The sequence below is a fragment of the Cellulomonas sp. P5_E12 genome, from assembly GCF_054049315.1.
In genome coordinates, this window is sequence record NZ_JBFUMP010000019.1 from 21,240 (window position 1) to 40,739 (window position 19,500).

Consider the following 19,500-nt stretch of genomic DNA (forward strand, 5'->3'; position numbering starts at 1 on the left):
GGTAGGGGTCCGGGGGGGCCGTCAGGCCTGCTCGAGCAGCTCCGCGGCGCGCTCCGGGCTGCCCTCGGCGAGGCCCCTCTCGATGGCGCGGCGGGACGCGAGCCACATCACGACACCGACGACCAGCACGGCGCCCTCGGTCACCGTGAGTGCCCAGATGATCCCGGGCAGCCCGAACCAGAGGTTGCCCAGGAGCACCACGGGGATGAACAGGACGCCCTGCGTCATCGACATGACCGTCGCCGGCAGCGCCCGCCCGGTGGCCTGGAAGAGGGAGGTGAGCAGTCCCGCGAAGCCGTTGGCGATCATCGCGACGAGCTGCGCGGCGAGGATGGTGACGCCGACGGTGAGCACCGAGGGGTCGGCGACGAAGGCCGAGAAGACCTGGTCGCGGAAGACGAAGACCGCCGTCGCGAAGAAGAGCGTGATGCCGCCGACCGCGATCGCGGACACGCGCAGCGCCGACATCAGCCGCGCGCGGTCGCCCTTGCCGAACGCGTAGGCCAGCAGCGGCAGGACGCCGAGCGTGATGCCCATGACCAGGAACTCCGGGATCTGCGCGATGCGGACCGCGACGCCCATGGCCGCGAGCGCGCCGTCCCCGTACGCGGCCGCGAGGTTGTTGAGCACCAGCGACGTGACGATGAGGAAGCCTGCCTGCAGCAGCTCGCCGATGCCCACGCCGAAGACGGGCTTGAGCACGGCGGGCGAGAGCGTGAACCACCGCGGGGCGAGGCTGACGTGCTCGCTGTGGCGCTGCAGCCAGACGACGAAGTAGACGACGACGCCGAGGTTGGCCAGGCCCATCGAGAGCGCCGCGCCGGCGACGCCCCAGTGCAGGCCGAGGATGAAGACGATGTCGAGGACGAGGTTCGCGACGGTGGAGCCGATGAGCCCGACCATCACCTGGCGCGCCGCGCCCTCCGCCCGCACCAGCTGCTCGAGGCAGAACGCGGCGGCGAGCACGGGGACGAACGCGAGCATGACGCCGGCGAAGGCGCGGGTGGCGGGCGCGGCCGCGGCGTCCGCGCCGAGCAACGACACGAGCGGGTCCAGGAACAGCAGCCCGAGGGTTCCGAAGACGGCGCCGGCGATGACCGCGCCCCACACGGAGAACGACGAGACGCGCTTGATCTCGCCGGCCCGGACGGGGTCGTTCTCGGCGGCACCGAGCAGCCGTGAGATGAGAGCGCCGCCGCCGACGCCGAACACGCCGCCGACCGCCATGACCAGACCGAGGATCGGCGCGCCCAGCGTGAGCGCGGCGAGCAGGGTGGAGTCGTGGAGCGAGCCGACGACGCCGGCGTTGATGAGGTTGTAGACGGCGCCGACGATCATCGCGGCGGCCATCGGCACGCACAGGTGCACGAGGGCGCGGACGATCGGTGCGGCGGAGAGGTACCAGCGGTTGGTGCCGACGGCGTCGGCCGTCACGGGGGGTTCGAGGTCGGTGGTGGTCATGGCTGCTCCTTGTCCGGGCAGGCTGGAGCGCACGCCGACTGATTCCGGCGAGGCGGGGGTGTCTGGTGAAGGGCGGGCGCGAGGCCCGGTGGCTACCGGGTCGGTCGCGGAAGCTGTGCGGTGATGGTGGTGAGCAGGGCGTGCAGAGCGGCGCGCTCGGCCTCGTCCAGGGGGGCGAGGATCGACTCGTCGACCTCGGCCATCGCGGTGTCGAAGCCGGCGATGAGCTGGGCGCCCTCCGGCGTCGCGTAGACGCGCTTGCTGCGCTCGTTGCCGGCCTCGGTGCGGCGCTCGACCAGGCCGTTGCGCTCGAGCCCCTGCAGGAGGCTCGAGACGCTCGCCGCGGTCGTCCGGGAGACCTCGGCGATGTCGCGCTGGATCGCACCGGGGTTCTGGACCAGATAGCCCAGGACGAAGGCCTGCGCGTGACTGAGCTCGCGCTCGCGGATCCAGTCCTCCCCGGCCTTCATCTGCGCCCACCCGATCCAGCGGACCAGGTCGAGAGTGGTGGTGAGTCGGGGTGCGTCCATGGTCAGAACTCTAACTGTTTGAGATCAAACTGTCAAAGCCCGAACTGTTACGGCTCATGTCTGGGTCGCGAGCGCGTCGTCGGACGTCAGGAGGACGACGTTGCCGTCGGGGTCGTCGACCATCGCGGCGTAGGGGCCGCTCGTCTGCTCGGGCGCCATCCGCCCGTGGTACCCGGCGGCGGTGAGCTCGGCGTACTTGGCGTCCACCGCGGCGTCGTCGCCGAGGTAGAACTCGAACAGCGAGCGGTACCCGCCCCCGCGGGGCACGGCGTGGTCGGGGTCGTAGCGCGCCGCGAACACCGTGTCGAAGAAGATCGTCACTCCGCTGCCCATGCGGTGCAGGACGAACGGTCTGTCGTCCCCCGACGCCGGGATGTCGAGCCCCACCAGCCGGTAGAAGCGTAGGGCGGCGGGCATGTCGCGGACGATCACCCCGAGCATGCTCAGCTGGATCTCCACGGGCCGTCCGTTCACCGGACGACGTCGTAGTAGAGGTGCGCCGCGTTGCGCGTGACCACCGTCATCGACTCGTCGAGCCGCAGCGTCAGGCGCGGTCCGCCGTGGAACAACGGCGTCCCGGCCCCGAGCACCAGCGGGGCGACGTGCAGGTGGAGCCGGTCGATGACGGCCTCGCGCAAGGCCGAGCCGCCGAGCTCCCCGCCGCCCATGATGACCACGTCCTTGTCGCCCGCGGCGGCCCTGGCCTGGTCCAGGGCGTCGCCGAGGCCCGTGGTCACGATGGTCATGCGGTCGGTGAGGCGGACGTGGTCCGGGGCGCGGTGAGTGACGACGAAGCACGGCGGCGGGTTGGCGGCGTCGCCCTGGTCGGCGCCGTAGTGCCGGTCGTCGTTCCAGCCGTCCGGGGCGTCGACCACGTCGAACAGGTGACGGCCCATGATGACCGCGCCGGTGACGCCCGCGCCCGTGGCGAGCACCTGGACGTCCTGCGGGGTGCGGTCGCCGATCGCCCACTCGTGCAGGGCGAGCCCGTCGTCGCCGAGCCCGTTCCCAGGACCCGCGTTCGGGGCGGTGACGTAGCCGTCGAGGGAGATCGTGATGTCGAGGATCACTGCCATGCGGTCCTCCTCCTTCTCAACGTATAGCGCGCGGGGGGCCTTGCGGCAAGGCCCCCGTGCGGTCGCAGAATCTCCGACGTGACTCGCCAGACCGCTAGCGCCTTCGACCTGCCCGACCGCCTCGCCGCCAAGGCAGACCCCACCCTGATCGACCGCGACGAGCGGCACTTCGCGGCCATCGCGGAGAGCCTCGAGCAGCAGATCGCGGAGCTGTCGGACCGCCTCGACGCCGAGCGCAAGGCCCCCGGGCGTTCGGGGACGGCGGCCGTGGAGCGGGACCAGGAGATCCGCCGGCTCACCGCGCGCCTGCGCACCCTGCGGCGCTTCGGGCTCGACCTGTGCCTCGGGCGCATCGTCAGCACGGACGGCGAGACCACCTACGTCGGGCGCCTCGGCCTCACGGACCGCGAGGACCGGCGGCTGCTGCTCGACTGGCGCTCGCCTGCGGCCGAGCCGTTCTTCGGGGCGACGCACGCGCACCCGATGGGGCTGGCCAGCCGCCGCCGCTACCGCTGGACCGCCGGGCGGATCAGCGACTACTGGGACGAGGTGTTCACCCCGAGCGGGTTCGAGGGGAACGCCGCTCTCGACGACCAGTCCGCGTTCATCGCCAGCCTGGGCACCGACCGGTCCGACCGGATGCGCGACGTGCTCGGCACCATCCAGGCCGACCAGGACGCGATCATCCGCGCGGGATCCCGCGGCGCGCTCGTCGTCGACGGCGGTCCCGGCACCGGCAAGACGGTCGTCGCCCTGCACCGCACCGCCTACCTCTTGTACTCCGACCCGCGCCTCGGGCACCGGCGCGGCGGCGTGCTGTTCGTCGGCCCGCACCAGCCGTACCTGGACTACGTCTCCGACGTGCTGCCCAGCCTCGGCGAGGAGGGCGTGCAGACGTGCACCCTGCGTGACCTGGTCGTGGAGGGGGCCGACGCGGCGGTCGAGACCGATGCGGAGGTCGCCCGGCTGAAGTCGTCCGCGGCCATGGTGACCGCGATCGAGCCGGCCGTCCGGTTCTACGAGAAGCCGCCGACGCAGGGCTTCGAGGTCGAGACCCCGTGGGCGGACGTCTGGGTGAGTGCCGACGACTGGGCCGAGGCGTTCGAGGCGCCGGAACCCGGCACGCCGCACAACGAGGCGCGTGACCAGGTCCGCGACGCGCTGCTCGAGATCCTCGTGGACAAGGTCGAGGACGACGACATCGAGCGCGACCAGCTGCGGCGCGCGCTGCTGCGGGACAAGGACCTCAACACCGCCCTCAACCGCGCGTGGCCGCTGCTCGAGCCGACCGACCTCGTCGGCGACCTGTGGTCGGTGCCCGCCTACCTGCGCCTGTGCGCGCCGTGGCTCGAGACTGCCGAGATCCGGCGGCTGCAGCGGGCGGACGCACAGGCCTGGACCGTGTCGGACCTGCCGCTCCTCGACGCCGCGCGGCAGCGCCTCGGGGATCCGGAGGCGTCACGACGACGCCGCCGGCACGAGGCCACGCTCGCGGCCGAGCGCGAGTACATGACCCAGGTGGTCGACCACCTGATCGAGAACGACGACACCGAGCTGCGCCTCATGCAGATGCTGCGCGGGGACGACATGCGCGACAAGCTCGTCGACGAGGCCGGGCTGCCGACCGCCGACCCGGACGCGCTCGCCGGCCCGTTCGCGCACGTCGTCGTCGACGAGGCCCAGGAGCTCACCGACGCGCAGTGGCGGATGCTGCTGAGCCGGTGCCCGTCGCGCAGCCTCACCATCGTCGGCGACCGAGCCCAGGCCCGGCACGGGTTCACCGAGTCGTGGCGGGAGCGGCTCGAGCGCGTCGGGCTCGACCGCATCGAGCTGGCGTCGCTGAGCATCAACTACCGGACGCCGGAGGAAGTCATGACGGAGGCGGAGCCGGTGATCCGGGCCGCCATCCCGGACGTCAACGTGCCGACGTCGATCCGCGGCAGCGGCGTCCCCGTCGTCCACGGCTCCGCGACGGACCGCAACGCGATCCTGGACGCCTGGCAGGACGCGCACGCCACCGGTATCGCCTGCGTGATCGGCGATCCGACCTTCGTCGGGACGTCCCCCGTCCGGTCGCTGACCCCCGAGCTGGCGAAGGGCCTCGAGTTCGACCTGGTGGTGCTGGTGGACCCCGAGGCGTTCGGCACCGGCATCGAGGGCGCCGTCGACCGCTACGTCGCGATGACCCGGGCGACCCAGGAGCTGGTGATCCTCGCGAGCGCCTGACCCGTGGCACCATCGCCGGATGACGTCGGACTCCCGCCACCTGAGTGTCCACATCGACCGGCCCGTGGCGGAGGTCTACGCGTTCGCGTCCGACCCGGTCAACATGCCCGTGTGGGCGCCCGGCCTCGGCAGGTCCATCTCTCAGGACGGCGACACCTGGTTCGTCGAGACGTCGGAGGGTCGCGTGCAGGTGACGTTCGCCCCGCAGAACGAGTTCGGCGTGCTCGACCACCAAGTGGTGACGCCGTCCGGCGAGACGGTGTACGTCCCGATGCGGGCGCTCGCGGACGGCCAGGGCACCGAGGTGGTGTTCACCCTGCGCCGCGGCGCCGGCATGACCGACGACGAGCTCGAGCGGGATGCCGCCCTGGTGACCAGCGACCTCGCCCGGCTCAAGGCCGTCCTCGAGGGCGGCGTCTAGCCGAGCCCGGTGACGTTCCCCTCGTCGTCGGTGACGTAGCGTCCGGCGCTGAGGTCGACGAGCGTCAGCACGTTGCCGAACGGGTCCGCCACCCGCGCCGCGCGCCCGACGGGGATGTCGAACGCAGGCACGACGACCGTGCCGCCGGCGGCCACGACCTCGCCCACCGCCTGGTGCACTGAGTCCACGAGGAAGTCGACCTCGAGCTCGGGCCGCTCGAGCTGCAGGACCAGCTCGGCCCGGTCGTCGGGAAGCCGGACCGCGGCGGCCGTGCCCGTCCTCCACACCAGCGGGTGCCCCAGCCGGTCCCGGTAGAACGCGAGCGCGGAGTCGAGGTCCGGCACCGGGAGCTGCACGCTGTCCACCGCCGCGAGCAGGCCTCCCGACGCGGTCACGTCGGGAGCACCGCCGCGATCGCGCTCACCTCGATGAGGGCGCCCGGCACGCCGAACCCGGCGACGCGGGCCGCGGTGACCAGCGGCGGGGGTCCGTCGACCGCGAGCCTCGGGGCGATGGCGCCGTACGCGGCACCGAGGTCGGCGTCCGCGTCGATGAGCACCGTCCACTGCAGGACGTCGGCGAGCGAGGCGCCCGCGGCCTGGAGCGCGGTCTCCACGTTGTCGATGGTGCGGACGGACTGCTCGGCGACGTCGTCCGAGACGATCGCGCCGGTGTCGTCGACGCCGTTCTGGCCGCCGACGTAGATGGTCGTCGCGCCCGCGGGCACGACGACGACGTGGCTGAACGCCGGGCTGTTGACCAGTCCGGCCGGTTGCAGGCGTGTGATCTCCATGCGGTCCACCGTGGCACGCACCACCGACACGCACCCGGTACCTCACCGGCTGAGCGCGGTCTCCGTGGAGAGCCGGGTCATCTTCAGCGGGTTCCGCACCGCGAAGATACGGGCGATCCGGCCCTCCTCGATCACCAGGCTCATCACCGTGTTCAGCTCGCCGCCGATGTGCACCTGCGCCGCAGGACCGCCGTTGACCCAGGTGGGCGTCGACACGAAGTCGCCCGTGATCGTCGCCAGGCCGGCCAGGAACGCAGCCACCCTGTCGGCACCGGTGACCGGGCGCAGCGTCGCGCTGACCACCCCGCCGCCGTCGGCCACCACGAGCACGTCCGGCGCGAGCACGTCGAGCAGCCCCTGCAGGTCGCCGTCGCGGATCGCAGCGATGAACCGCTCGACGACCGCCGTCTGCTCCGCCTTGCTCACCTGCTGCCGCGGTCGTCGCGCGGCGACGTGCTCGCGGGAGCGGTGGGCGATCTGGCGCACGGCGGCGGGAGTCTTGCCGACGGCGTCGGCGATCTCGTCGTACGGGGTGTCGAACACCTCGCGGAGAACGAACACCGCCCGGCCCGTCGGATCGAGGGTCTCCAGGACCGTGAGCATCGCGAACGAGACGCTCTCGGCCAGCTCGACGTCCTCGGCCACGTCGGGGCTGGTCAGCAGGGGTTCGGGGAGCCACTCACCGACGTAGTCCTCGCGCCGCCGCGCCAGCGTGCGCATCCGGTTGAGCGACAGCCGGGTGACGATCCGCACCAGATACGCCCGCTCGTCGCGCACCTCCGCCCGGGCCGCGCGGGCGAGGTCCGCCCAGCGCAGCCAGGTCTCCTGCACGACGTCCTCGGCGTCGGCGGCGGAGCCGAGCATCTCGTACGCGACCGTGAACAGCAGGCTGCGGTGCGCGACGAACGGGTCGTGGAGCGCGGTCGAGGGCTCGGTCATGGCTGCGACGCTACGCGGCTCGGCTGGGCCAGGGGTGGCAGGTCGCACGACGCCGCGAACCCCTCGGCCGAGATGCCGAGGGCGGTGTTCGTCCGCGCGTAGAGGTTGGCCAGCGCGACCCACGACGTGAGCTCGACCAGGGCCGGCGCGCCCAGCTGGTCGAGCAGCCGGGCGGAGAGCTCGTCGGTGACGGTCGGCGGCGTCTGCGACATGGCCTCCGCGTACTCCAGCACGTCGCGCTCGAGCGGCGTGAACACCGTGGACTCCCGCCAGCGCGGCACCTGCTGCGCCTTGGTCATGTCCAGTCCCTCGTTGTTCGCCTGGAAGTAGCCGAGGTCGAGGCACCACGAGCAGCCGATCAGCGAGGCCGCGGCCATGTGGGCGTACGACTTCAGGTCCTCGTCGCAGGCGTGCCACCTGGCGGACTTCTGGCCCAGGCCCAGGCTGAACTTGAGGACCGTCGGGTTGTTGCCGATGACCCCGAGGGCCTCGGGAACCTTGCCGAACATCTTCGAGCTGAACCTCTTCACCAGGGCCCCGTAGAGCCCGGTGATCTCCGTGGCGGGAACCCGCGTCGTGCTGGTCATGTCGTCCTCCTCGTGTGCTGGTGGCATGAAGACACCGGCCGAGGTGGATCTGTGACAGCGGGGGATCAGCCCAGCGGCGAGTGGATCGCCCAGCGGTGGCCGAACGGGTCGACCAGCCAGCCGCGCCGTTCGTCGCCCTGGTCGGCGGGCTCGCGGTCGGCGGTCGCTCCGGCGGCGACGGCGGCGGCGTAGACCGCGTCGACGTCGTCCACCTCCAGCACGATCGCGGCGGTGCTGTGCCCGAGAGTCGCGGGCGCGTACGCGCCGAACTCGGGGAACTCGTCGGACAGGTAGAGCGCGTCGTCGGCGATCGTCAGGGCGACGAACCCGATCCGGCCGTCGTCCTCGTCGCGCCCGCCGGTCTCGGTCGCGCCGAACGCGGCGGCATAGAAGGCGATCGCGCTCGCCGCGTCGTGCACCGTCAGGTACGGGACCATCTTCGTCATCGTCGAGCCGCCATGGTCGGTCTGATCAGCCGCGCAGCGGCCGACCGCGCGCGTCCCGGGCGAACCTCCCGCGCCGCACCGACAGGTACAGCAGCCCCTCGACGAACCCGCAGACGCCCATCGCGAGGGCGGCCAGGCCGAGCGTGAAGAACCCGGCGACCACCGTGATCGCCAGCATGGTCAGGCCGCGCCGCCAGTAGCCGAGGTACATGCGGTGCAGGCCCAGGCCGCCGAGGAAGACCCCGAGCAGACCGGCGACGACGCGCGAGCGCTGCCAGACCGGGAGCCGGAGCCTCAGCTGCGGCCGCTGCCGCGGGACCCACGGGACCCGCGCGGAGGGCGGAGCGGGGATCGCGTCCTCGAGGTCCGGCACCGGGCCGGGCGGGTAGCGGACGGTGGCCGACAGCGGCTGGAACGGGGCATCGGGTGCCCGCTGCGGGCGCCGCGTCACGACGGGACGCTCGACGTCGTCGTCGAGGTCGAGCAGCATCGGGCGGTCCATCGTGTCGGTCACGGGGGCTCCCGTGGGTCAGGGGCGGTGGCGGATCATCCGAGAGTAAGCCTGGTGCGGCCGGACCGACAGCGCTACGCGGACGGCTCGACCTCGGGGCGCGACGCGAACAGGTTGAGCCCGAGCGCACCCGAGAGGTAGCGCGTGGCCAGCCCCCCGCGGACGCTGTTGCCGGCGGCGTCGAGCCGCGGCGAGAACGTGGCGAGGCTGCCCTTGCCGGGCGCGACGGTCACGATCCCGCCGGAGACCCCGCTCTTCCCGGGCAGCCCGATGCTGAACAGCCACTCGCCGGAGCGCTCGTAGAGCCCGCTGGTGGCGAGGGCGGCGAGCACGTACCGGCACACCGACGCGTCGACCACGCGCTCGCCGGTGACCGGGTTCACGCCGCCGTCGGCCAGGGTCGCACCCATGACGGCCAGGTCCTGGGCGGACACGAGCAGCGAGCACTGCCGCGTGTAGACGTCGGTGGTCTCCAGGGGGTCGTGGGCGATGCGGCCGTAGCTCTCCAGCAGCCGGGCGATGGCCTGGTTGCGGCGGTTGTGCGCCGCCTCGGAGGCGTACACGTCGGCGTCGAGCTCGAGCGGGCGGCCGGCGAACGCCGAGAGCCCGGCCTGCACGAACGCCCACTTCTCGTCCGCCGTCGCGCCCGGCACCAGGCTGGTCGTCGCCAGCGCCCCGGCGTTCACCAGCGGGTTCATCGGGCTGCCCGCGTTCAGCTCGAGCGCCATCACCGAGTTGAACGGCAGGCCGGTGTTGTTCACGCCGATGGCGTCGAGCACGGCCTGCGGCCCGAGCGCCTCGCAGACGAGCGCGTAGACGAACGCCTTGGAGACGGACTGGATGGAGAACTCGTGCCGCGCGTCGCCCACGCTGTGGGAGGCGCCCGTCACCGAGACGATGCTCAGCCCGAAGAGCGCCGGGTCGGCTTCGGCCAGGGCCGGGATGTAGTCCGCCACGGCTCCCTCGTCGACACCCGCGTACCGGTCGTGCGCGTCCTGCATCAGCTGGATCACGAGCTCCTCTCGCGGCAGGTGCCCGGTCGAGATCAGCTCAGGGTCGTGGAAGTCGTCGCTCACAGGGCACATACCAGCACACCTCGTCAGCCCACGTCGGGCGGCCTGACGGCAACGGTCACCAGGTGGGAGCTGAGCCCGAGCAGGCTCGGCTCCGCCTCGACAGCCCGCGCGGCCGCGAGCACGGCCTCTCGGTCGGCCGGGTCGGCACCCTCGTCGAACACCGGCGCCAGCGACTTGATCCAGTGAGCCATCCCCTCGACGCCGACCGTCTCCCGGACGTCGAGGCCGACCTCGGACGCCTCCGCGGCCAGCTCGTCGGGTCGGTGGAAGTACGCGGTGGTGAACCAGCGGGGGTCGCCCGTCGGGTTCTGGTGAACACCCGTGGCCAGGTCCTGCGCGACGATCGCGCGGAACGCGGGGTCGAAGAGGTAGGCCTGCGCGAGCCCGTCGAACAGGGACGCGAACCGCGAGATCCCCATCGCCAGGACGACGCCGCCCGGCACGACGACCCGCGACGCCTCCCGCCACACGGCCAGCCGGTCCGCGCGCTCGGTGAGGTGGTACAGCGGCCCGAGCAGGAGGACGGCGTCGACGGACGCGTCCGGCAGCTCGAGCGTGCGCGCGTCACCGACGGTCGCCGTGAACCGTGGGTGCTCGCCGAGGCGGTCGGTCGCTCGGGCGACGTGACCTTCCAGCAGGTCGACCAGGTGCACCGTGTGACCGTCGGCGAGCAACCACTCGGCGTGGACCCCGGTCGCGCCGCCGACGTCGAGCACGCGCGCCGCAGGCGGCAGGTGGCGCCGGACGATCTCCTGGACCCGGGCGAGCTCGAGTCGGCCCAGCCCCTCGCGGAGGCGCCGGTCCTCGTCGATGGCGGTGTCGTAGTGGTGGTGGATGGGTTCCTCGGCCATCGCGTCACCGTAGGCGCAGGCCGACGGCCGAGGCACCAGAAATCAGGAGGCGCCGGTCCCGGTGGGTATGGTCCCCCCGGACGAGTCGACGAACGGGGACGGTCGCGTGGTGCACAGGGAGTACGCCGGCGAGGGGCTCGACGAGAGCCAGCTCGCGGCGACGCCGCTCGAGCAGGTCAGGCTGTGGGTCGCGGACGCGGAGGCCCGGCAGGCCGAGCGCGGCGACGTGGCCGAGCCGACCGCCCTGTCGGTGGCCACCGTCGACGCCGACGGCCGCCCGAACGTGCGCACCGTCCTCATGCGCTTCTTCGACGAGCGCGGCCCGGGGTTCGTCACCGACCTCGGGTCGGCGAAGAGCCGCGAGATCACCGCGACCGGGTCGGTCGCCGCGTCGCTGACGTGGCCGGCGATGTACCGCGCGGTCCGGTTCCGCGGCCGCGCGGTCGTGGTGGGTCGCGACGAGATCGCCGCGTACTTCGCGACGCGGCCCTGGGGATCGCGGATCAGCGCGTGGGCGTCGGACCAGTCGCAGCCGATCGCCGACCGCGCGGCACTGGTCGCGGCCTACGAGCGGTTCGCGGTCCTCTACCCGGACACGGGCGCACCCGACGACGTGCCCGTCCCGGACGGCTGGGGCGGCTGGCGGATCGACTGCGACGAGGTCGAGCTGTGGGCGGGTCGACGCGACCGGCTGCACGACCGCCTGGTGTTCACGCGCGTCGCCGAGGGCAACCTCGGCACGCCCGCAGCCTGGACGGTGCACCGCCGCCAGCCCTGAAATCCCGTCGACGGCACAGGCGCACGCTGCCATCGTCGGCGGGATGGACCAGGAGCAGCTGTGGGACACCGAGACCGCCCTGCAGTACGACACCCCCGGCACCGGCATGTTCGCGCCCGAGGTCCTGGGGCCGACCGTGGACCGGCTGGCAGCGCTCGCGGACGGCGGCCAGGCGCTCGAGCTCGCCATCGGCACCGGGAGGGTCGCCGTCCCGCTCGCGGAGCGCGGCGTGCCCGTCGTCGGCATCGAGCTGTCCCGGCCGATGCTCGAGCGGCTCCGCACCAAGGTCGACGAGGCGACGATCCCCGTGGTCGTCGGCGACATGGCGACCGCGGTCGCGCCGGGCGAGTTCCGCCTCGTCTACCTCGTCTTCAACACCATCGCCAACCTGCTCACGCAGGAGGAGCAGGTCGCCTGCTTCCGCAACGCGGCGCGGCACCTGACCCCTGGCGGCCGTTTCGTCATCGAGCTCTGGGTCCCCGAGCTCCGCAAGCTCCCGCCGGGCACCGACGCCACGGTCTGGCTCTCCGAGCCCGGCTACATCGGTCTGGACACGTACGACGTCCTGCACCAGCGCGTCGTCTCGCACCACTTCCGGTTCGGGGACGGCCGCGACGCCCGCCTGGGCCGCACTCCGCACCGGTACATCTGGCCCGCGGAGCTCGACCTCATGGCCCAGCTGGCCGGCTTCACGCTGGAGAGCCGGGACGCCGACTGGTCCGGCGCGGAGTTCACCGCCGACTCCCGCTCCCACGTCTCGGTCTACCGCCTGCCGGGCGACGGCCCTCACCGCGCTCGCACGACGTCGTAGCCGGCGTCAGAGCTCCCGCAGCACCTCGCGCGCGAACCGCTCGGACCGCTCGCGCAGTCCTTCGATGCGGCGCTGCACGACACCGACCGGGTCCTGCCCGGCCTCGATGATCGTCGGCTTGCGCCGGACGTTGGCGGAGCAGACGAAGTTCGTGCAGATGAGGGTGCCGATGGTGTCGCCGTTGCGGCCCGGGCTGCCGGCGCGGCGGGCGACGTACATCGAGACGTCCTCGGTGGCGATGACGTCCTCGCACCAGGCGCAGACCGCGCGGCGGCGCTTGGCGGTGCCCTCGGGCGAGCGCAGGGTCACGCCGACCAGGGTGTCCTCGACGGGCAGGACGACGTAGGCGCGCAGAGGCGCCTTGCGGTCGATCCAGCCCAGGTAGTCGAGGCGGTCCCAGCGCAGGTCGGCCAGGTCGGCGGGCAGGGTCAGCTGGGCGGCCTCGCGCTTCGAGCAGTTCACGAAGGACGCGCGGATCAGGGGTTCGGTCAGGGGGTTCATGGGTCTCGGCTCTCGTGCGACGTGGGAAGGGGAACTGATTCCCACCGAAGCACGCCGAATCACCGACAGACGTCGGTGGTGTCGCCGTGAGGCGTCAGGCGTGCCGGGCGGGCGTCCGGTCGCCGGCTGAGCAGGCCTGGGCGGCCGCCCCGCTTCCCCGCTGCATCGTGATGCGCTCCGATCCGACGGCCGGGGGCTCGTCCCGCGGCACAGCTCGGCATCGATGGTGCGCCTCTGGCGGCCGCGAGTCAAAGTCGCAACCGTCTAGTTGCGCCACGGCCTCAACGATGCAACTCTTTAGTTGCATCAAACGTGAGTCACCGAGAGGATCGCCATGACCCAGCAGCCTGCCGTCGTCGACACGGAGAGCTACACCGTCACCCGCACGGTGCACATCAAGGCGACTCCCGCGCGGGTGTGGGCGGCGCTGACCCGCGACGACCTGATCTCCCAGTGGTTCGGCACCTCCGCGTCGCTGCCCGACCTGCGCGTGGGCGGCGAGGGCACGTTTGGCTGGGCGGACTACGGCGAGTTCCCCGTGCGGATCGAGGAGTACGACGAGCCCGTGGTCTTCGCGTTCACGTGGGGCACGCCCGACGAGCCGATCCGCCCCGACAACTCCACGCTGGTCCGGTTCACCCTGGTCGCGGACGGCCAGGCCACGGTGCTCAGCGTCGTCGAGTCCGGCTTCGGACTGCTCAACCGCGACCCCGTCGAGGCGATGAACTCCAACCGCGAGGGCTGGACCAGCGAGCTGGACGAGCTGGTCGCGTTCGTCGAGGCCACGCCGTGACCGCGACGCTGGTCCCCGTGTTCGCCGCGCTCGCCGACGACACCCGGTGGGCCGTCCTGCAGGAGCTGGGCCGAGCGGAGCTGTCGGCGTCGGCGCTGGCCACGCGCTTCCCGGTGTCCCGGCAGGCCATCGCGAAGCACCTGACGGTGCTGGCCGACGCCGGCCTGGTGGAACCCGTCCGGGCGGGGCGCGAGATCCGGTACCGCGCGCTCGGGTCGCGGTTGAGCGAGACGGCGCGGGCGCTCGAGGCGATCGGCGCCGAGTGGGACCGCCGGCTGTCGGCGATCGCGCGGATCGCGGAGTCCCTCTCCGGCGAGGACGTCACGCTTCCTGAGTGACCTCGCGTGCGCGATCCTGAGGCGATGGAGCTGGAGTTCAGCGGCGAGATCATCTACTGGCGCGGACCGTCACCGTTCCACTACGTGCCGGTGCCGGAGGCGGAGAGCGCCAGCATCAAGGCCGTCTCGTCGATGATCACCTACGGCTGGGGCGTCATCCCCGTGCTCGCGCGCATCGACGACACCGAGTGGGAGACGTCGCTGTTCCCCAAGGACGGGCGCTACCTGGTCCCCGTGAAGGACGCGGTTCGCAAGGCCGAGTACCTCGACGTGGGCGACACCGTCACCGTGCGGCTCCTCCTGGGTGGCCCTCGCTAGGCGCCGACGAAAACGTCGCGGCCTCGGCGTGGCACGACGGCTATCGTCGGCCCCATGCCTGCGCAGCCGCCGACCTCCTTCCCTACCGACGCCGCCGCCTGGCCGGACTTCCTCGCGACGACGGTCGACGCGTCCCTCGACGACGCACGCGCCCTCGTCGCCACCCTGAAGGACGGCACGCCGCGCACGACCGCCGAGGTGCTCGCCCTGTGGAACGACGCCGACGTCGCGCTCGGCTCGGCGTCGGCCGCCGCGCACCTGCTGGCCGAGGTGCACCCCGACGCGGAGCTGCGGGCCGCCGCCGAGGAGCGCGCGCAGGCGGCCGAGGACCTGGGCACCGAGCGCGGCCTGGACCACGAGCTGTGGCAGGTGCTGGCGGCCACGTCCGCGGACGGGCTGGATGCCGGCGCGGCGCGCGTCCGCGAGCACGTGCTGCGCGACTTTCGACGGGCCGGCGTCGACCGCTCGCCCGAAGACCGCGACCGCCTGCGCGCGCTGGCCCAGCGGTGCACCGAGATCGGCCTGGAGTTCTCGCGGAACATCCGCGACGGCGTGCGCAGCATCAAGGTCCGTCCGGAGCAGCTGGACGGGCTGCCCGATGACTTCCGCGCCGAGCACCCCGCCGGCGAGGACGGGCTGGTCGCGCTGACCACCGAGTACCCGGACCTGCTGCCCGTCCGCACGTACGCGACCGATCCCGAGGTCCGGCTCGCGCTCACCCGCGAGCACCAGTCCCTCGGCTGGCCCGCCAACGAGCCGCTGCTGGCGGAGCTGCTCCGGCTGCGGGCCGAGCGCGCCACGCTGCTGGGCTACCCGGACTGGCCGACGTACGACGCCGAGGTCAAGATGATCGGCTCGGGCCAGGCGATCGCCGACCTCATCGACCGCCTCGACGCCCTGACGGCGGCCCCGGCGGCGCGCGACGTCGACGTCATGCTCGCGCGCTACCGCCAGGACGTCCCCGACGCGGCGGCGGTCACCCCGGCGGACAACCTCTACTACGAGCAGGTCATCAAGCACGAGGACTACGACGTCGACGCCCGCGCGGTCCGGGAGTACTTCCGGTACGAGGCCGTGCTGCCCGGCATCCTCGACGTGGTGCAGCGGCTGTTCGACATCTCGCTGCAGCCCGTCGAGGTCCCCACCTGGCACGACGACGTCCAGGTCTACGACGTCGCCGCCGACGGATCGCTGATCGGCCGCGTCTACCTCGACATGCACCCTCGCACGGGGAAGTTCAACCACGCCGCGCAGTTCGGGCTGGTGCCGGGCATCGCCGGGCGGTCGCTGCCCGAGGGGGTGCTCGTCTGCAACTTCCCCACCGGCCTCATGGAGCACGACGACGTCCTGACGCTCTTCCACGAGCTGGGCCACCTGGTGCACGAGGTGCTCGGCGGCCACCAGCCGTGGGCCATGTTCACGGGCGTCGCGACCGAGTGGGACTTCGTCGAGGCGCCCAGCCAGCTGCTCGAGGAGTGGGGCTGGGACGCCGGCGTGCTCGGGTCCTTCGCGACGAACGCCGCCGGGGAGCCCATCCCCGCCGACCTGGTCGCCGCGATGCGCCGGGCCGACGGCTTCGCGCGCGGCGCGTGGACGCGCCGGCAGCTCAACTACACGGCCCTCTCCTACGGCCTGCACGCCGACCCGCCCGCCGACCTCGCCGCGTACACCGCCGACGTCGACGCTCGCTTCGGCCCGTACACGCCGATCCCCGACACCCACCAGTACGCCGGCTTCGGCCACCTCGACGGCTACGGGTCCGCGTACTACACGTACCTCTGGAGCCTGGTCATCGCGAAGGACCTGCGCACCGCGTTCACCGACGGGCTCATGGACCCGGTCGTCGGCCGTCGGTACCGCGAGTCGATCCTGGCGCCCGGCGGATCTGCCGACGCCGCCGACCTGGTCGAGAGCTTCCTCGGCCGCCCCTCGTCGTTCGACGCGTTCGAGGCCTGGCTGGAGGAGGGCGCATGAGCCGCACGGTCCAGCTGCGCCGCTACAACCTCAAGCCGCACCTGGTCGAGGAGTTCCTCGCGTGGTGGCCCACCCGCCTGGTGCCCGCTCGGGCGGCCTACGGCTTCACCGTCGAGTCGGCGTACCTCAACCGGGAGGCGGCCGAGTTCACCTGGGCCGTGAGCGCCGAGGGTGACCGCGACGAGTTCCGGCGGCTCGAGCAGGCCTGGATGGCCTCGCCCGAGCGCGTCGCGGTGTTCGAGGGCATCGACGGGTGGAACGACTCGACCGTCATCGCGTTCGTCGAGCAGCTCGTCTGAGCGATCGGGAGTCGTGCCGGCGCAGGCGTTCCTGCACGTCGGCGTACGAGGTGGCCGCCGGTGCCGGTCGGCCGTCGCGCACGGCGGTCGCTACGGAGACGGCGGCGTCGATCGCGGCGCGGTACGGCAGCGAACCGGTGCTGACGCGGCGGATGCCGAGCTCGCCCAGCTCGACCAGGCTCAGGTTGGGCATGACCAGCACGTTCAGCGGGACCGGGATCTCCCGCGCGAGGACGTGCAGGTCGGCGGGGGTGAGCGCGCCCGCGACGAACGGGACGAAGATCCCGCCGGCGCCCGCGTCCACGTAGGCGAGCGCCCGGGCGACGGTCGCCTGGAGGGTGGCGTGCTGGTCGAACCAGAACGTGTCGACGCGCGCGTTGATGAACACGTCGGGGGACGCCTGCGTGACCGCCGCGACCTTGGCCGCGTGGCGCGCGGTCTCGACCAGCAGGCCGTCGGTACTGTCCTCTAGGTTGATGCCGGCGACCGGCAGGCTCGCGACGAAGGCCGCGACCGCCCCCGGGTCGTCGTCGTACCCGTCCTCGACGTCCGCCGAGACGGGGACGGGCAGCTGTGCGAGCCGCTGGACAAGCTCGCGCGTCGCGTCACGGGAGGCGCGACCGCCGTCGGGTCGGCCCGCCGCGGCGCCGATGCCGAAGCTGGTGGTGCCCACGGCCGGGAAGCCGGCGTCGGCGAAGGCCAGCGCCGAGCCGACGTCCCACGCGTTCGGCAGCAGGAGCGGGGTGGGCCCGTCGTGCAGCTCGCGGAACGTGGTCATGCGCCGAACGCCTCCCGCCAGAAGTCGCCGAACACGGGTGTCGGCTGCGGCGACGTCCAGGCGTCGGTGGTGAGCAGGATGGCGATGGTGTCGGTCACCGGGTCAGTCCACCAGGTCTGCCCGAGCCCGCCGTCCCAGCCGTAGGTGCCCGCGTGTCGACCGTCGGGCGCGTCGGACAGGAACACCCCGAGACCGAGCCCCCACCCCTCGTGGCCGTCCGGGTCGTGCGCCCCGACGTGCGCGGACGTCATCGCGGTCACGGCCTGCGGGCTCAGCACGGTCGCCCCTCGGGCGCGGAGCATCGTCGCGAACGCATGCAGGTCCGTCACCGTCGACGCCAGCCCGGCGGCGGCGTCGGGGAACGCGGGCGGTCGCGACCACTGCCCGTCGGCCTCGTCGTAGACGTCGTCGCCCAGCCACTGCCGGTCCAGCCGCGAGAGCCGTTCGGCGGGTACGTGGAACCCCGTGTCCGTCATGCCCAGCGGGTCGAGCAGGCGCGCGGCCAGCAGCTCGGGCAGCGGCTGACCCGCGGCACGGGCCAGCAGGACGCCGAGCACCTGCGCGCCCGTGTTGTAGAGCCAGCGCGTGCCGGGCTGCGCAGTGAGCGGGACGCCGCCGACGATGCGCAGGAACTCGTCGGGCCCGGGCGACTGCTGCGGCGCGGGCGGTCCGACGGGCAGCCCGCGCGCCGCGAGCGCTCCGAGCACGGCGCCGGGGAACGGCCCGGCGAAGTCCACGCCGATGCCCAGCCGGAACTCGAGCACGTCCCGCACGGTGATGGGTCGGTCGGCGGGGACGGTGTCCTCGAGCGGGCTGTCGGGGTGGCGCAGCGCGCGCCGGTCGGCCAGCTCGGGGAGCCACTCGTCGACGTCGTCGTCGAGACCCAGCACGCCGTCGTCGATCAGCGCCATCGCCAGCGCCGCCACCACCGGCTTGGTCACCGACGAGAGCCGGAAGATCGAGTCCGGCCGCGCGACACCCGCGACGCCGCCGGTCACCGACCCGCCGCGGTCCACCAGCCACGCCGCCCCGTGCACCTCACCCGACGCGACCCGCGCCCGGACCGCCCGCTCCACGTCCATGCGCCCACACTGCACCGAAGCTCCGACATCGGCCCGCGGAGGGCCGGGGGTCACCGGTGCCCGTCGTACCGGCTCGGTGCGAATGGCAGCGCCATCGCGGCGGCGGCCGCAGCGGTCCGCACCCCGACGTGCTCGCGGACGTGCTCCATGTGCTTGTGGACCGTGGAGACCGAGATGAACAGCCGCGCCGCGATCTGCGCATGGGTGAGCCCCGATGCAGTCAGGGCGAGGACCTCGTGCTCCCGGGGGGTCAGGGCGGGAACGCCCGCGCGGCGGCGTTCGGCGTCCAGCCAGATCTCCTCGAGGTGCGGTCGGAGCAGCTGGGCGACCTGGCGGTCCCGCTCGGAGAACGCGGGGCCGCCCTCCCGGCCGAGCACGATGCGCCTCTCGTAGCCGTCGTGCGGGGGCAGGCACATCGCCATGACCGATGTGAGCTCTGGGGCGAACTCTCGACTGAACGCCCGGTTCCGCAGGTCCTGCTCGGTCGGGAAGAAGTCGGTGCTGAGCAGGACGCTGCGCCGGTCGCCCGTCCGGAGCGCCCTGCCGCACATGGGGTCCTGCCACTCGAGGTCGAAGTAGTAATGGTCGAGCTCGAGCTCGACGTCGTCCGGCCCCTCGAACACCGGGGCACCGGCCGGGTCGCGTCCCTCCATCCAGACCGATCGCTGTCCGACGACGTCGTTCACCTGGTACTGGACGTGGGAGCCCGGGAACAGGGCTTGCAGTCCGTCGAACGCGGCGGCGGGCAGGGACAGTCCCGGACCGTCCTCGTACGCCGAGGCGATGAGCCCGACGATCACGTCGGCGTCGCCGGGGTGCAGGTGACCTTGTCCGTCCATCGTCGATCTCCCCCCGTTGCCTCGACGTTAGGCCCGCGACGGTCCGGACGGAATAGGCACGGATACCCATAT

At 72.7% G+C, this 19,500-nt stretch carries 25 protein-coding genes; 9 read left to right on the plus strand and 16 right to left on the minus strand.

Going from position 1 to position 19,500, the window contains the following annotated elements:
• Nucleotides 1–21: 21 nt before the first annotated feature.
• The 4 genes from ACXJKA_RS15520 to ACXJKA_RS15535 all read right to left on the minus strand — a co-directional run bounded on the left by ACXJKA_RS15520 (nucleotide 22) and on the right by ACXJKA_RS15535 (nucleotide 3,067).
• Nucleotides 22–1,461, minus strand: coding sequence for an MATE family efflux transporter (locus tag ACXJKA_RS15520; RefSeq protein ID WP_456826115.1), 1,440 nt, complete (start codon nucleotides 1,459–1,461; stop codon nucleotides 22–24).
• 92 nt (nucleotides 1,462–1,553) lie between these two features.
• Nucleotides 1,554–1,991: a MarR family winged helix-turn-helix transcriptional regulator gene (locus ACXJKA_RS15525; RefSeq protein ID WP_456826116.1), complete on the minus strand. Its 438-nt coding sequence runs from the start codon at nucleotides 1,989–1,991 to the stop codon at nucleotides 1,554–1,556.
• A gap of 54 nt (nucleotides 1,992–2,045) precedes the next feature.
• Nucleotides 2,046–2,450, minus strand: coding sequence for a VOC family protein (locus ACXJKA_RS15530; protein WP_456826117.1), 405 nt, complete (start codon nucleotides 2,448–2,450; stop codon nucleotides 2,046–2,048).
• Nucleotides 2,451–2,461: 11 nt separating this feature from the next.
• A complete protein-coding gene (locus tag ACXJKA_RS15535) occupies nucleotides 2,462–3,067 on the minus strand; it encodes a dihydrofolate reductase family protein (protein WP_456826118.1) in 606 nt (201 codons plus the stop codon).
• Between the two features lie 78 nt (nucleotides 3,068–3,145).
• Here ACXJKA_RS15535 and helR point away from each other — a divergent pair, with 78 nt between their 5' ends.
• Nucleotides 3,146–5,293, plus strand: a complete 2,148-nt coding sequence (helR, locus tag ACXJKA_RS15540; RefSeq protein WP_456826119.1) for an RNA polymerase recycling motor ATPase HelR — start codon at nucleotides 3,146–3,148, stop codon at nucleotides 5,291–5,293.
• A gap of 19 nt (nucleotides 5,294–5,312) precedes the next feature.
• A complete protein-coding gene (locus tag ACXJKA_RS15545; protein ID WP_456826120.1) occupies nucleotides 5,313–5,714 on the plus strand; it encodes an SRPBCC family protein in 402 nt (133 codons plus the stop codon).
• Here the strand turns inward: ACXJKA_RS15545 and ACXJKA_RS15550 are convergent.
• The 8 genes from ACXJKA_RS15550 to ACXJKA_RS15585 form a co-directional block, all read right to left on the minus strand.
• Entirely contained in the window at nucleotides 5,711–6,109 is a 399-nt protein-coding gene (locus tag ACXJKA_RS15550) for a VOC family protein (RefSeq protein ID WP_456826121.1), read from the minus strand. The genes ACXJKA_RS15545 and ACXJKA_RS15550 overlap by 4 nt on opposite strands.
• On the minus strand, nucleotides 6,106–6,507 hold the full coding sequence (locus ACXJKA_RS15555; RefSeq protein ID WP_456826122.1) for a RidA family protein: 402 nt from the start codon (nucleotides 6,505–6,507) through the stop codon (nucleotides 6,106–6,108). The genes ACXJKA_RS15550 and ACXJKA_RS15555 overlap by 4 nt, the downstream gene beginning before the upstream one ends.
• 42 nt (nucleotides 6,508–6,549) lie before the next feature.
• On the minus strand, nucleotides 6,550–7,446 hold the full coding sequence (locus ACXJKA_RS15560) for an RNA polymerase sigma-70 factor (RefSeq protein ID WP_456826123.1): 897 nt from the start codon (nucleotides 7,444–7,446) through the stop codon (nucleotides 6,550–6,552).
• On the minus strand, nucleotides 7,443–8,033 hold the full coding sequence (locus ACXJKA_RS15565; RefSeq protein ID WP_456826124.1) for a carboxymuconolactone decarboxylase family protein: 591 nt from the start codon (nucleotides 8,031–8,033) through the stop codon (nucleotides 7,443–7,445). The genes ACXJKA_RS15560 and ACXJKA_RS15565 overlap by 4 nt, the downstream gene beginning before the upstream one ends.
• 65 nt (nucleotides 8,034–8,098) lie before the next feature.
• Nucleotides 8,099–8,470 carry a VOC family protein gene (locus ACXJKA_RS15570; protein WP_456826125.1) on the minus strand — a complete coding sequence of 124 codons (372 nt, stop codon included), beginning with the start codon at nucleotides 8,468–8,470 and terminating at the stop codon, nucleotides 8,099–8,101.
• Between the two features lie 34 nt (nucleotides 8,471–8,504).
• On the minus strand, nucleotides 8,505–8,993 hold the full coding sequence (locus ACXJKA_RS15575; protein WP_456826126.1) for an NINE protein: 489 nt from the start codon (nucleotides 8,991–8,993) through the stop codon (nucleotides 8,505–8,507).
• A 71-nt stretch (nucleotides 8,994–9,064) separates the two neighbouring features.
• Nucleotides 9,065–10,066 carry a glutaminase A gene (gene glsA / locus ACXJKA_RS15580; protein ID WP_456826127.1) on the minus strand — a complete coding sequence of 334 codons (1,002 nt, stop codon included), beginning with the start codon at nucleotides 10,064–10,066 and terminating at the stop codon, nucleotides 9,065–9,067.
• Nucleotides 10,067–10,089: 23 nt separating this feature from the next.
• Nucleotides 10,090–10,917: a class I SAM-dependent methyltransferase gene (locus ACXJKA_RS15585; protein WP_456826128.1), complete on the minus strand. Its 828-nt coding sequence runs from the start codon at nucleotides 10,915–10,917 to the stop codon at nucleotides 10,090–10,092.
• Nucleotides 10,918–10,984: 67 nt separating this feature from the next.
• Between ACXJKA_RS15585 and pdxH the strand changes: the two genes are divergently transcribed.
• Both pdxH and ACXJKA_RS15595 read left to right on the plus strand, forming a co-directional pair.
• Nucleotides 10,985–11,695 carry a pyridoxamine 5'-phosphate oxidase gene (pdxH, locus tag ACXJKA_RS15590; RefSeq protein ID WP_456826151.1) on the plus strand — a complete coding sequence of 237 codons (711 nt, stop codon included), beginning with the start codon at nucleotides 10,985–10,987 and terminating at the stop codon, nucleotides 11,693–11,695.
• 43 nt (nucleotides 11,696–11,738) lie between these two features.
• A complete protein-coding gene (locus tag ACXJKA_RS15595; protein WP_456826129.1) occupies nucleotides 11,739–12,506 on the plus strand; it encodes a methyltransferase domain-containing protein in 768 nt (255 codons plus the stop codon).
• A 6-nt stretch (nucleotides 12,507–12,512) separates the two neighbouring features.
• Here the strand turns inward: ACXJKA_RS15595 and ACXJKA_RS15600 are convergent, their stop codons facing one another.
• Nucleotides 12,513–13,007 (minus strand): FBP domain-containing protein, encoded by a 495-nt coding sequence (locus tag ACXJKA_RS15600; protein WP_456826130.1) that lies wholly within the window; start codon nucleotides 13,005–13,007, stop codon nucleotides 12,513–12,515.
• Between the two features lie 334 nt (nucleotides 13,008–13,341).
• Here ACXJKA_RS15600 and ACXJKA_RS15605 point away from each other — a divergent pair, with 334 nt between their 5' ends.
• The 5 genes from ACXJKA_RS15605 to ACXJKA_RS15625 are packed head-to-tail and all read left to right on the plus strand — an operon-like array spanning nucleotide 13,342 to nucleotide 16,729.
• A complete protein-coding gene (locus ACXJKA_RS15605) occupies nucleotides 13,342–13,800 on the plus strand; it encodes an SRPBCC family protein (protein ID WP_456826131.1) in 459 nt (152 codons plus the stop codon).
• Entirely contained in the window at nucleotides 13,797–14,138 is a 342-nt protein-coding gene (locus tag ACXJKA_RS15610) for an ArsR/SmtB family transcription factor (RefSeq protein WP_456826132.1), read from the plus strand. Before ACXJKA_RS15605 ends, ACXJKA_RS15610 begins: the two co-directional genes overlap by 4 nt.
• Before the next feature lie 6 nt (nucleotides 14,139–14,144).
• Nucleotides 14,145–14,456, plus strand: coding sequence for a DUF1905 domain-containing protein (locus tag ACXJKA_RS15615; protein ID WP_456826133.1), 312 nt, complete (start codon nucleotides 14,145–14,147; stop codon nucleotides 14,454–14,456).
• A 54-nt stretch (nucleotides 14,457–14,510) separates the two neighbouring features.
• The gene (locus tag ACXJKA_RS15620) at nucleotides 14,511–16,430 is read left to right on the plus strand and encodes a M3 family metallopeptidase (protein ID WP_456826134.1); all 1,920 of its coding nucleotides are present in this window, start codon (nucleotides 14,511–14,513) and stop codon (nucleotides 16,428–16,430) included.
• Nucleotides 16,427–16,729, plus strand: coding sequence for a hypothetical protein (locus ACXJKA_RS15625; protein ID WP_456826135.1), 303 nt, complete (start codon nucleotides 16,427–16,429; stop codon nucleotides 16,727–16,729). Before ACXJKA_RS15620 ends, ACXJKA_RS15625 begins: the two co-directional genes overlap by 4 nt.
• Here ACXJKA_RS15625 and ACXJKA_RS15630 read toward each other — a convergent pair.
• The 3 genes from ACXJKA_RS15630 to ACXJKA_RS15640 are packed head-to-tail and all read right to left on the minus strand — an operon-like array spanning nucleotide 16,701 to nucleotide 19,428.
• The gene (locus ACXJKA_RS15630) at nucleotides 16,701–17,507 is read right to left on the minus strand and encodes an isocitrate lyase/PEP mutase family protein (protein WP_456826136.1); all 807 of its coding nucleotides are present in this window, start codon (nucleotides 17,505–17,507) and stop codon (nucleotides 16,701–16,703) included. The genes ACXJKA_RS15625 and ACXJKA_RS15630 overlap by 29 nt on opposite strands.
• Entirely contained in the window at nucleotides 17,504–18,589 is a 1,086-nt protein-coding gene (locus ACXJKA_RS15635) for a serine hydrolase domain-containing protein (RefSeq protein ID WP_456826137.1), read from the minus strand. The genes ACXJKA_RS15630 and ACXJKA_RS15635 overlap by 4 nt, the downstream gene beginning before the upstream one ends.
• 50 nt (nucleotides 18,590–18,639) lie before the next feature.
• On the minus strand, nucleotides 18,640–19,428 hold the full coding sequence (locus ACXJKA_RS15640) for a helix-turn-helix transcriptional regulator (protein WP_456826138.1): 789 nt from the start codon (nucleotides 19,426–19,428) through the stop codon (nucleotides 18,640–18,642).
• Between the last annotated feature and the right edge of the window lie 72 nt (nucleotides 19,429–19,500).

What these genes read in the sequence shown, in the direction of transcription:
- ACXJKA_RS15520 (WP_456826115.1), bottom strand. Translation starts at nt 1,461, where the DNA reads ATGACCACCACCGACCTCGAACCCCCCGTGACGGCCGACGCCGTCGGC.
- ACXJKA_RS15525 (WP_456826116.1), bottom strand. Translation starts at nt 1,991, where the DNA reads ATGGACGCACCCCGACTCACCACCACTCTCGACCTGGTCCGCTGGATC.
- ACXJKA_RS15535 (WP_456826118.1), bottom strand. Translation starts at nt 3,067, where the DNA reads ATGGCAGTGATCCTCGACATCACGATCTCCCTCGACGGCTACGTCACC.
- ACXJKA_RS15545 (WP_456826120.1), top strand. Translation starts at nt 5,313, where the DNA reads ATGACGTCGGACTCCCGCCACCTGAGTGTCCACATCGACCGGCCCGTG.
- ACXJKA_RS15555 (WP_456826122.1), bottom strand. Translation starts at nt 6,507, where the DNA reads ATGGAGATCACACGCCTGCAACCGGCCGGACTGGTCAACAGCCCGGCG.
- ACXJKA_RS15560 (WP_456826123.1), bottom strand. Translation starts at nt 7,446, where the DNA reads ATGACCGAGCCCTCGACCGCGCTCCACGACCCGTTCGTCGCGCACCGC.
- ACXJKA_RS15565 (WP_456826124.1), bottom strand. Translation starts at nt 8,033, where the DNA reads ATGACCAGCACGACGCGGGTTCCCGCCACGGAGATCACCGGGCTCTAC.
- ACXJKA_RS15570 (WP_456826125.1), bottom strand. Translation starts at nt 8,470, where the DNA reads ATGGTCCCGTACCTGACGGTGCACGACGCGGCGAGCGCGATCGCCTTC.
- ACXJKA_RS15585 (WP_456826128.1), bottom strand. Translation starts at nt 10,917, where the DNA reads ATGGCCGAGGAACCCATCCACCACCACTACGACACCGCCATCGACGAG.
- pdxH (WP_456826151.1), top strand. Translation starts at nt 10,985, where the DNA reads ATGGTCCCCCCGGACGAGTCGACGAACGGGGACGGTCGCGTGGTGCAC.
- ACXJKA_RS15595 (WP_456826129.1), top strand. Translation starts at nt 11,739, where the DNA reads ATGGACCAGGAGCAGCTGTGGGACACCGAGACCGCCCTGCAGTACGAC.
- ACXJKA_RS15600 (WP_456826130.1), bottom strand. Translation starts at nt 13,007, where the DNA reads ATGAACCCCCTGACCGAACCCCTGATCCGCGCGTCCTTCGTGAACTGC.
- ACXJKA_RS15605 (WP_456826131.1), top strand. Translation starts at nt 13,342, where the DNA reads ATGACCCAGCAGCCTGCCGTCGTCGACACGGAGAGCTACACCGTCACC.
- ACXJKA_RS15620 (WP_456826134.1), top strand. Translation starts at nt 14,511, where the DNA reads ATGCCTGCGCAGCCGCCGACCTCCTTCCCTACCGACGCCGCCGCCTGG.
- ACXJKA_RS15625 (WP_456826135.1), top strand. Translation starts at nt 16,427, where the DNA reads ATGAGCCGCACGGTCCAGCTGCGCCGCTACAACCTCAAGCCGCACCTG.
- ACXJKA_RS15630 (WP_456826136.1), bottom strand. Translation starts at nt 17,507, where the DNA reads ATGACCACGTTCCGCGAGCTGCACGACGGGCCCACCCCGCTCCTGCTG.
- ACXJKA_RS15635 (WP_456826137.1), bottom strand. Translation starts at nt 18,589, where the DNA reads ATGGACGTGGAGCGGGCGGTCCGGGCGCGGGTCGCGTCGGGTGAGGTG.
- ACXJKA_RS15640 (WP_456826138.1), bottom strand. Translation starts at nt 19,428, where the DNA reads ATGGACGGACAAGGTCACCTGCACCCCGGCGACGCCGACGTGATCGTC.